The sequence below is a fragment of the Synechococcus sp. H70.1 genome (genome assembly GCF_047502705.1).
Classification (GTDB): domain Bacteria; phylum Cyanobacteriota; class Cyanobacteriia; order Thermostichales; family Thermostichaceae; genus Thermostichus.
Genome location: NZ_JANSIV010000097.1, coordinates 1,484 through 11,068, shown reverse-complemented (window position 1 = coordinate 11,068; position 9,585 = coordinate 1,484). Strand labels below are relative to the sequence as shown.

Genomic DNA, 9,585 nt, shown 5'->3' with positions numbered 1-9,585 from the left:
GGATCTGAAGGTGAAAACGGCAGGGCAGTTGCCGGAGGGCGGCCCCCTTGTTTTCTATGGCTCCAGGCAGGAATTGGAAAGCCCAGGAGTCCACGGCCTAACCGTTGGTCCAATGGGCAAGCAAGGATTCCCTTGTCTTGAGATCCCCTCAGGGCTCCAGGTAGCTCGGGATCCCTCGACAAGGGGATCTCCCCAGGCAACAAAATCTGGCCTTCGCAAGAATTGAGCCCCCCGCCAGGGACTGCCACTTGCTAGAGTCCTAGGCCGAGCAGATCCAGCTGAGCGGGGGGGAGGCTTTCCTCACTGTCTCACTGTAGGGCAGACACTGGCCCAGCCTGAGTCAGCGGCAAGGGATCCCCGGCTACCAGAGCCAGCAAGTTGGCCCGCAAAACAGAAGCTGGCTGTTCTCCAATGGCCGATCCCACCACTTCTCCTTGGCTATCCAAAAAGAGAAAGTGAGGGATCCCGTTAACCCGATAGCGGCTCAACTCCGGCAGCCACTTGGGGTTGTCCACATTCAGCATGACAAAGTTAACCTGCTGGGCAAATTCCGCTTTCAGGTTGGCCAGAAGAGGCGCCATGGATCGACAGGTGGTGCACCAATCGGCGTAAAACTCCACTAGAGAGGGCTTGCCGTTGACCAGTGCCTCCTCCCAAGGCACAGCCTCTGCTGCCAAAGTGGCCAAGCTGGCCCTGCCCTGCTGAGCTTGGTTGGCCAAAAACAGACCTGCTGCCAAAAGCACAGCTACGGCAGCAACCAGCCCATTGCGCAGCCGCTTTGCCCACTTTTCCCCCCTGCGCCCTTCCTTGGCCATGGCAGACTCCCTCTCGCCAGACTGGGGGATTTGCTCAACTCAGGTTATCCATTGGCAGCTTTGCGGCGATTGCGACGGGCGGCCACTGCTTTCCGCTTGCGCTTTTCCAGGCTGCTTTCAAAGTGGCGATGGTTGCGCAGATCCCGCAAAATGCCCGCCTTGGCCACTTGGCGCTTAAAGCGGCGCAGCGCCGATTCAATGCCTTCGTTTTCGCCAATCGTTACTTGCGTCATAGAGAACTCATCCCCTCCCTCAATTAGCTGAACAGTTCTAATGCCTGGATCCCTATCCTAAACCATTTCCGGCCCGTCTATTGGGCGCGGCTGCCAAAGTTGACCCCGGAAACCACCTCGCCCTCTCGCAGGTTCACCGTCAAGGAGGCTGTCGCTCCCCCTGCCAGAGAAGGGGAGGGTGTTGGAGCTGGGGTCGGGCTGGGGGCGCTGCTGGTGGAGCCGATGACCGCTTGCACAAACTCAGCAAAGCTGGACACGCGCGTGTAGACCCCATAGAAATTGGGCTGGGCGCAGCCTTTGCCAAAGCTGGTGATCCCGGCCAGGGCAAAGCCGCTGCCGCTGGGCACGAGCAAAGGCCCCCCGCTGTCGGCCTGACAGGTATCCACACCCCCTTGGGGAAAGCCGGCGCAGAGCATGGTGTCTAAAATGATGCCGTTGTAAGACTGGGGCGCGTTGCACACCTCGTTGGCGACAATGGGCACTTCGGCCTGTTGCAGATCCAAAGCAAAGCCGCTGGGTTCCTGGTCAAGGTCACGGGGGGAGGTGGCCCCCCACCCCAGAATGGTGGCGAACGTGCCGGGGGCGGTCAAGCTGGTTTGGTTGGGCAGTACCACTGGCAGGGTGGGCAGAGCCACCGGCCGCGAGAGGCGCACTAGGGCAAGGTCGTTCCCCCCCAGTTGCCCCACCTGGGGATTGTAGCCGGGGTGGATGACGATTTGCGCAGCGCGAATGCGCTGGCCGGCGCCAAGCTGCAGACGGGTTGTTCCCACCAACAGATCCAGGTTGCGGGCGTTCACTACCTGCTGGCCTTGATCGTCGAAGAAGCAATGGGCGGCGGTGAGCACCCACTCCGGAGCAACCAGGGATCCAGCGCAAAACTGCGCCCGAAAAGGATCTGGCTCCGCCGCGTTCAGCAGGGCTACCATCCAGGGAAAAGCCCCCGGATGAGCCGGCCTGCCGCCAACAATCCGACCTAGCCCTGAGGGCGGCCCAGTAAACACCCGCCCTGGGGGCAAAAGGGCGGTGACACGGTAGGTGCCGGGGGGCAAGTTGGAAAAGCGGAAGTTGCCGTTGGCATCGCTGAGGGTGCTGGGCTCCCCCCCATCGAGGCGGCCATTGCCGTTTAAGTCCAAAAAGGTAGTCATGCCCGCCAGCCCCGGCTCTCCCGGATCCCGCAGGCCATTGCCGTTGAGATCGTCAAAGTGGGATCCCTCAATTTGTCCTAGGAGGGGGGAGAAAGAACCGCCCGAACTGCCGCCGCCACAGGCGCTCACGCTTAGAGCTAGCCCCAGCCCGAGGAGAGCCCGCCAAGCGCTGCTTGCCTTAAGACGGACAGAAAGCTCCGAGAAACCAAACATGGTCAGCTTTTCCAGCGTGGCTGAGAGGGAGTTCCCCAGCCAGCTTCACTAGCTCGAGGATATCAGCCCTGCTTGCTTCGGGGCTGGGCTCTCAGTTGCCAAAGGCTAGCCTTTGGAGGATCCCTAGCGCCACTGCGGCATCCCCGCGGAGGTGCTTAACTCAAGAGAGCAGCCTGGCACAGACAAAGATAATATGAAGGGCGAGAGGCAGGCCTAGCCCTTGTGAGGTGGAGCCCAGGGCACGCTGTGCCAGGGGAAGTCCGCGCCGGCAGGCCGCCATTTTTTGGCAACCCAGACACTCCAGTGCAAAGGGATTACCCATGCAGGCTATCACCTTGCTCGGCTCCACCGGCTCGATTGGCACCCAAACTCTGGACTTGGTGGCCCAGTATCCCGATCGCTTTCGGGTTGTTGGCTTGAGTAGCTACAGCAATGTTACCCTCCTGGCGGAACAGGTGTGGCGGTTTCGCCCCCAGATTGTGGCCATTGGCCGGGAGGAGCTGCTGCCGGAACTGCGGTCGCTGCTGACCGGGATGCGACCCCTGCCGGAGTTGGTGGCGGGCACGGAGGGTCTGTGCCAGGTGGCAGCCCACCCCGCGGCCCAGCGGGTGGTGACCGGGATCGTTGGCTGTGCCGGCCTCTTGCCCACCTTGGCCGCTATCCGCGCCGGCAAAGACATTGCCCTGGCCAACAAAGAAACCCTGGTGGCAGGCGGCCCGGTGGTGCTGCCCCTGGTGCAAAAGCACGGCGTCAAGCTCATCCCGGTGGACTCAGAGCATTCGGCCATCTTTCAATGTTTGCAGGGGGTGCCAGCGGGATCCCTGCGCCGCATCTGGCTGACAGCCTCAGGGGGGGCCTTTCGCGATTGGCCTGCCGAGCAACTGGATCGGGCAACTCTGGCGGATGCCCTCAAACACCCCAACTGGGTGATGGGGCGCAAGATCACCATCGACTCGGCCACCCTGATGAACAAAGGCTTGGAGGTCATCGAAGCCCACTGGCTGTTTGGCTTGGACTATGACCACATCGAAATCCTCATCCATCCCCAGAGCATCGTTCACTCCCTGATTGAGCTAGCCGATACCTCGGTTCTGGCCCAGTTGGGCTGGCCGGATATGCACCTGCCCATTCTCTACGGCCTCAGTTGGCCGGAGCGCCTAGCCACCGCCTGGGAGCCTCTCGATTTGGTTAAGCTGGGATCCCTTACCTTTAAGGCACCGGATCACCGCAAGTACCCCTGCCTCCAGCTGGCCTATGCTGCTGGACGGGCGGGAGGGACGTTGCCTGCTGCCTTGAATGCTGCCAACGAGGCGGCCGTGGCCCTCTTCCTGCAAGAGCGCATCCGCTTTTTGGATATCCCCCGCCTTCTGGAGCGGGTGTGTGAGCGGCACGAGGTTATTGCCAATCCCAGCCTGGAGGACATTCTGGAGGTAGACGCCTGGGCGCGACAGCAGGTGGAACTCTTGGCGCAGCAGGCCCCAGCGCAGGTTCTGGCCTAATCCCTACCGGGGGGATCCGGCCCAGCGCTAGAGTGGGAAGAAGCTGGAGGAGCCCTTGAGTGACCGGATCCCATTGGCAGCAGTTGCTTTACTATCTGCGCCCCCACTGGTGGCAAGTAGTGTTGGGCATTGGAGCCCTACTGGTGGTGAACGGGCTAGGGGTGTTCCTGCCCTGGTATGTCAAGCTGGCCATTGATGATCTCAGCCAGAACCTGGACATGCTGGCCTCCAGCCGCATTGTCCTCCACGCCCTAGTGGTGCTAGCTGTCTCCACCCTGATGATGGGCATTCGCATTGCCTCGCGGGTGTGGATGTTTGGGGCAGGACGGCAGGTGGAGTTTCGCCTCAAGCAGGCCATCTTCGAGCATTTGCTCACCCTGCAGCCTTCCTACTTTGCTCAGCAGACCATTGGGGACATTCTCACCCGCATCACCAGTGATGTGGAAAATGTCCGTCGCCTAGTGGGCTTTGCCCTGCTCAATTTGACCAACACAATCTTTGCCTACGGCACTACGCTGCCGGCCATGTTGAGCATTGAGCCGCGTCTGAGCGCCCTGGCCCTATCGGTGTTTCCAGTGATGCTGGGACTGGTGAAGTTAAGCAGCCATCGCCTGCAGCAGGAGCAGCTTCAGGTGCAGCAGGAGCTGGGCGATCTCAGCAATCTCATCCAGGAGGACATAAACGGCATCACCCTGATCAAGGTGTATAGCCAGGAAGAGCGCGAGCAGCGGGAGTTTCGCCGCCGCAACGACCGTCTGTTGCAGGCCAATTTGCGCTTGGCCCTCACCCGCAACCTGCTTTTCCCCTCGCTGGTGGCTTTGGTTAGCCTAAGCCTGCTGCTACTGCTGGCAGTAGGGGGGCCGCAGATTGCCGCCGGGCGGCTGACGATTGGGGATTTTTCCGCCCTCACCCTCTACGTGGAACGGTTGGTGTTTCCCACTGCTTTGCTGGGCTTTACCCTCACCGCCTACCAGCGGGGCCAGGTCAGCCTGGAGCGGATCGACGCCTTGCTGCGGGTAGAGCCCACCATCCGCGATGCTCCTCAAGCTCTGCCGCTACCTCTAGAAAAGGTGCAGGGGCGTATCGAGGCTAGGGGGCTGACTTTTGCCTATGCCAATGGGGGATCCGCAACGCCGGCGCTGCAGGATCTGCACTTTTGCATTGAGCCGGGGCAACTGGTGGCGGTGGTGGGGCCAATTGGGGCGGGCAAGTCCACCCTGGCCAATGCCCTGCCCCGCCTGCTGGAGATCCAGCCGGGGCAAGTGTTTTTGGATGGGCAGGATATTACCCAGATTCAACTGGGATCCCTGCGCCGTGCCATTGCCTACGTGCCCCAGGAGAGCTTCCTCTTTAGCGCCACCATCCGGGACAACATCCGCTACGGCAAGCCCCAGGCGGAAGATTGGGAGGTGGAATGGGCCGCCAAAGTTGCCCACATCCACGCCGAGATCCTCCACTTTCCCAAGGGCTATGACACGCTGGTGGGGGAGCGGGGCATCACCCTTTCCGGCGGCCAGCGACAGCGGGTGGCCCTGGCGCGGGCGTTGCTGGTGGATGCGCCAATTTTGATCTTGGATGACTGCCTCTCCAGCGTGGACAATGAGACGGCCCAGGCCATTCTCCGCCACCTGCGCCAGGCCACGGCCCAGAAAACGGTAATCTTTATTACCCATCGCCTCACGGCAGCGGTGGAGGCGGATCAGATCTGGGTGATGGAGAAGGGCCGCATTGTGCAGCAGGGATCCCATGCCCAGTTGCTGGCTGATCCCGACGGCCTCTACGCCCGCCTCTGGGCCAAGCAAAAGCTGGAAGAGGCCCTGGCCTAGGGTTTCTCTGGCCAGAAAGCCGGCCCAGCGGCTACCCTAAGCTGCAAAGCTGTGGGGAGGGGCAAAAGCATGGGAAGCAACGGGATGGATCTGCGCCAATTGCTCGGCCAAGCCGGGATCCAGCCCCAGTTGGTTCAGGGATCCCTGGAGGGGGTGCAGGTCAGGGGTCTGTGCACTGACTCGCGCCAAGTGCAGGCCGGGGATCTCTTCTTGGGCATGCCGGGATCCCGCGTCGATGGCGGCGAGTTTGTCCAGGAGGCGCTTACCGGAGGAGCGGTGGCGGCCCTCATTTCCCAGGAGGCCTGGAAGCAAGTCAGCGGAGAGGCTGAATGGGGCAGTCGGCCCATTTTGGTGTGGCCCCGCGCTGGCTTGAACCGGGCTGTGGCCCAGGTGGCGGCAGCCTTCTATGGTTTTCCGGCCCGCCAGCTTACCTTGGTAGGGGTCACTGGCACCAACGGCAAAACCACCACCACCCATCTCATCGAACATCTGCTGCAGGCTGCCGGTTGCCCCACTGCCTTGCTGGGCACCCTCTACAACCGCTGGCCCGGCCACTGCGAAGGGGCTCCCCACACCACTCTGTTTCCGCTGCAGCTGCAGCGCAGCCTCAGGGAAGCCCAGCGGGCTGGGGCGGAGGTGGCGGTGATGGAGGTCAGCTCCCATGCCTTGGCTCAGGATCGGGCTTGGGGGTGTAGCTTTGCCGCTGCGGTTTGGACCAACTTCACCCAGGATCACCTGGATTTCCACGGCAGCATGGAAAACTACTGGCAGGCTAAGGCCACCCTGTTCCGGCCGGAGTACTTGCAGGGGCGGGCGGTGGTCAACGCCGACGACGAGGGGGGACGACGGCTGCTCGAAGCCCTCCCAGCCCCTCTGGAGCCCTGGGCCTATTCCCTCCGGCCTTTGGAAGGGATCCCTGCCCTCTGGCCCAGCGACGTTCAACTTCACCCCAATGGCCTGCAGGCAACCCTGCACACTCCTTTGGGCAGCTTTGCTGTGGCAGCGCCGCTGGTGGGATCCTTCAACCTGGCCAACCTGCTGGCGGCAGTAGGGGTGGCGCTGCACCTGGGGATCCCGGTTGAGGTTATCCAGTTGGCCCTGCCCCGTTTTCCCGGTGTGCCGGGGCGGATGGAGCGGGTGAGCCTGCCGGGGCAGGACATCACGGTAATCGTGGACTATGCCCACACCCCCGATGGGCTGGAAAACCTGCTCAAGGCCCTGCGCCCGCAAGTGCAAGGCCGGCTGATCTGCGTCTTTGGCTGTGGCGGGGATCGCGACCGGGGCAAGCGCCCGCAGATGGGCCGCATTGCCGCCACCTGGGCCGATCGGGTGGTGGTGACCTCCGACAACCCCCGCACCGAGGATCCGCAGCAGATCCTGCAGGACATTTTGGCCGGGATCCCTGGATCCCCCTGGGCGGTGGAGGTGGATCGCCGCCAAGCCATTCGCCTGGCCATCCTGGAGGCCCAGCCAGGCGATACGGTGGTGATTGCCGGCAAAGGCCACGAAGACTACCAGATCCTAGGCACCGAGAAGATCCACTTCGACGACCGGGAAGAGGCCCGTGCCGCCCTCTCCCTCAGGGAGAGGGGCCGGGGGTGAGGGTTAGGCTACTCCCGGCCTCTGTTCTGCAGCATCAGCTCCACAAACTCCCGGAAGAGATGGTCAGCATCGTGGGGGCCGGGGCTGGCCTCTGGGTGATACTGCACGGAAAACAAAGGTAGGTGGCGGTGGCGGATCCCGGCCACGGTGCGGTCATTGAAGTTAAGGTAAGTAATTTCCACTTCCTCCGCCGGGATCGAAGCGGCATCTACCGCAAAGCCGTGGTTTTGGCTGGTGATCTCCACTTTCTGCTCCAGCCCACAGGGGTGGTTGAGGCCGCGGTGGCCGAACTTCAGCTTGTAGGTGGATCCGCCCAAAGCTAGGCTGAGGATCTGGTGGCCCAGACAGATGCCAAACAGGGGTTTCCCGCTTTGCAGCAGCGCCTGGGTGGTGCGGATGGCCGTTGTCTCTGCCGCTGGATCCCCAGGCCCGTTGGAGAGGAGGATCCCGTCGGGGTTGTACCTCAGGATCTCCTCCAGGCTGGCGTGGGCCGGCAACACCATCACGCGGCAGCCGTAGCGAACCAGGCGGCGCAAGATGTTGCGCTTGATGCCAAAATCCAGCGCCACCACCCGCAAAGGGGGATCCGGGATCCGGATCCCTTGGTTGCGGCCATAGTCCCAATCGGCGGGGGTGGGCTCTAGCCACTCGTAGGGCTTGGGCGTTGTCACCTCTGCCACTAGGCTCAGCCCCTGCATGGCAGGGGCCTGGCGCACCCGCTCCAGCAACGCCTGCGGATCCAAGATCTCGGTTGAGAGGGCCCCGTTCATTACCCCTTGCGAGCGCAGCCGCCGCGTCAGGGCCCGCGTATCCACCCCGGCAATGGCCGGGATCCCGTGCTGCTTGAGGTAGTCAGGCAGCGTCCCCGTAGCGCGCCAGGAGCTGGCCAGGCGCGACACGTTGCGGGCGATGATCCCGGCGGCTTGGGGCCGTGCCGATTCCTGATCCAGGTCATTTACCCCCGTGTTCCCCAATTCCGGGTAGGTGAAGGTGATCAACTGCCCCCGGTAGCTTGGATCCGTCATCACCTCCTGGTAGCCGGTCATGCCTGTGTTGAACACCACCTCACCCACCGCCGTGCCCTCTGCTCCAAACGACCAGCCGGCAAAGGCCGTGCCATCGGCCAGCACCAGCAGAGCCGGCTGCCGAGCGTGCCAGGGGAAGACTTTTTCCGGAGCTTCAAGAGTTGAGGAGACCATAACCTGTGAACCTAGACAACTCCCCTCTCCCCTTGGGAGAGAGGCCGGGGGTGGTCGCGTGAGCGGCGCGGAGCGCTTGGGCTGGGAGAGGGGCTGGGATCGGCAGCCTGACTATCCTACCCCAACTATCCTTCCCCGGCCTCGTTGGCCACGTTGCCACATTCTGGCCTGTTGTCCTTGCGGAGAGTGCCGATCAAAGTGCTCACCACCACGCAGCGGTTTTCCCCCTGGGAGTAGGTGCTGCTAACCACAAAGCGCCCCAGCCGACGCGCCCGCCCTTCCGAGTCGAAAACAGCCCTCCCTCTTTCGTTGGCAAAGGTGCTAGTTACAGTTACAAAATTATTCAGGCGCACCCGCTGACAAGGGATCGGCTCATCGCAAAGGCCTCTCTCGTCTTGGATCACCAGCGTGGGGACACTTGGATCTGAGTTATCGATTTCAACCACCCAGGCGCGGCCTTGGAGAGAGGCTCTGGCGTTGGTGCGGGCGGTGCGCAGGGCTCGCTCCACCTTGTTTTGCGCGTCCTCTAATTGGATGCGCGCCCAGATGTTGATCCCGGAAGGGACGGCCAGCCTGGCCACAATGCCGATAATGACCACCACCGCCAGGACTTCTATCAGCGTGAAGCCCTGGGATCGAAGCGGCCGCGCCGGGCCAATGGTTTTTTTCTCCAAGGCCAACATGGTGGACATTCCCCCTAGGAGAGTTGACGGTTGATAACACCGCGGGCAAGAACCCGAGTTTGCAGCGGCAGCAGGTAGCGCGACACCTCTGAGATATCGACGCTGGTGGCATCCTGGATATAGCGGCGGAAGAGGCCAGGGTTGGCCCGCTCCATGGCCGTAGCCGTGATGTTAATGATCACATCCTGGGGTCGGTCGGCGCCGGGGCTGCGCCGCACGCAGACGTAGAAGCCCACGTCGTTCTGGTTATCTGCCAACCCCGAGAAGGTGACGTCTTCGGGTTTGCCGCCACCAAAGGCATAGCCCTGCGGGCAAGCGGGTGCAACCTGCGGACTCCCCTCCCGGCTGCTGAAGATGTTGGAGACCAGAG

General features: G+C 62.5%; 8 protein-coding genes and 1 pseudogene. 3 read left to right on the top strand and 6 right to left on the bottom strand.

All coding sequences use genetic code 11. The annotated features are described in order from the left end of the window. Nucleotides 1–308: 308 nt before the first annotated feature. The 3 genes from NW827_RS07110 to NW827_RS07100 form a co-directional block, all read right to left on the bottom strand. Nucleotides 309–815, bottom strand: coding sequence for a thioredoxin domain-containing protein (locus NW827_RS07110; RefSeq protein ID WP_414404326.1), 507 nt, complete (start codon nt 813–815; stop codon nt 309–311). Nucleotides 816–859: 44 nt separating this feature from the next. After that, nucleotides 860–1,048 (bottom strand): 30S ribosomal protein S21, encoded by a 189-nt coding sequence (rpsU, locus tag NW827_RS07105; protein WP_414362368.1) that lies wholly within the window; start codon nt 1,046–1,048, stop codon nt 860–862. Nucleotides 1,049–1,125: 77 nt separating this feature from the next. After that, a complete protein-coding gene (locus tag NW827_RS07100) occupies nt 1,126–2,406 on the bottom strand; it encodes a trypsin-like serine protease (protein WP_414503491.1) in 1,281 nt (426 codons plus the stop codon). Nucleotides 2,407–2,726: 320 nt separating this feature from the next. On the opposite strand from NW827_RS07100, the gene NW827_RS07095 reads away from it, so the two are divergent. The 3 genes from NW827_RS07095 to NW827_RS07085 all read left to right on the top strand — a co-directional run bounded on the left by NW827_RS07095 (nt 2,727) and on the right by NW827_RS07085 (nt 7,333). Beyond that, a complete protein-coding gene (locus NW827_RS07095) occupies nt 2,727–3,905 on the top strand; it encodes a 1-deoxy-D-xylulose-5-phosphate reductoisomerase (RefSeq protein WP_414362366.1) in 1,179 nt (392 codons plus the stop codon). Nucleotides 3,906–3,964: 59 nt separating this feature from the next. Beyond that, the gene (locus NW827_RS07090; protein ID WP_414404328.1) at nt 3,965–5,731 is read left to right on the top strand and encodes an ABC transporter ATP-binding protein; all 1,767 of its coding nucleotides are present in this window, start codon (nt 3,965–3,967) and stop codon (nt 5,729–5,731) included. Nucleotides 5,732–5,800: 69 nt separating this feature from the next. Beyond that, entirely contained in the window at nt 5,801–7,333 is a 1,533-nt protein-coding gene (locus NW827_RS07085; RefSeq protein ID WP_414404329.1) for a UDP-N-acetylmuramoyl-L-alanyl-D-glutamate--2,6-diaminopimelate ligase, read from the top strand. A gap of 8 nt (nt 7,334–7,341) precedes the next feature. On the opposite strand, the gene carA is transcribed toward NW827_RS07085, so the two are convergent. The 3 genes and pseudogenes from carA to NW827_RS07070 all read right to left on the bottom strand — a co-directional run. Continuing rightward, entirely contained in the window at nt 7,342–8,532 is a 1,191-nt protein-coding gene (gene carA / locus NW827_RS07080; protein ID WP_414404330.1) for a glutamine-hydrolyzing carbamoyl-phosphate synthase small subunit, read from the bottom strand. Nucleotides 8,533–8,657: 125 nt separating this feature from the next. Then, a complete protein-coding gene (locus NW827_RS07075; protein ID WP_414503490.1) occupies nt 8,658–9,224 on the bottom strand; it encodes a Tfp pilus assembly protein FimT/FimU in 567 nt (188 codons plus the stop codon). Between the two features lie 5 nt (nt 9,225–9,229). Continuing rightward, nucleotides 9,230–9,585, bottom strand: a pseudogene (locus NW827_RS07070) (PddD domain-containing protein); the annotation flags it as partial.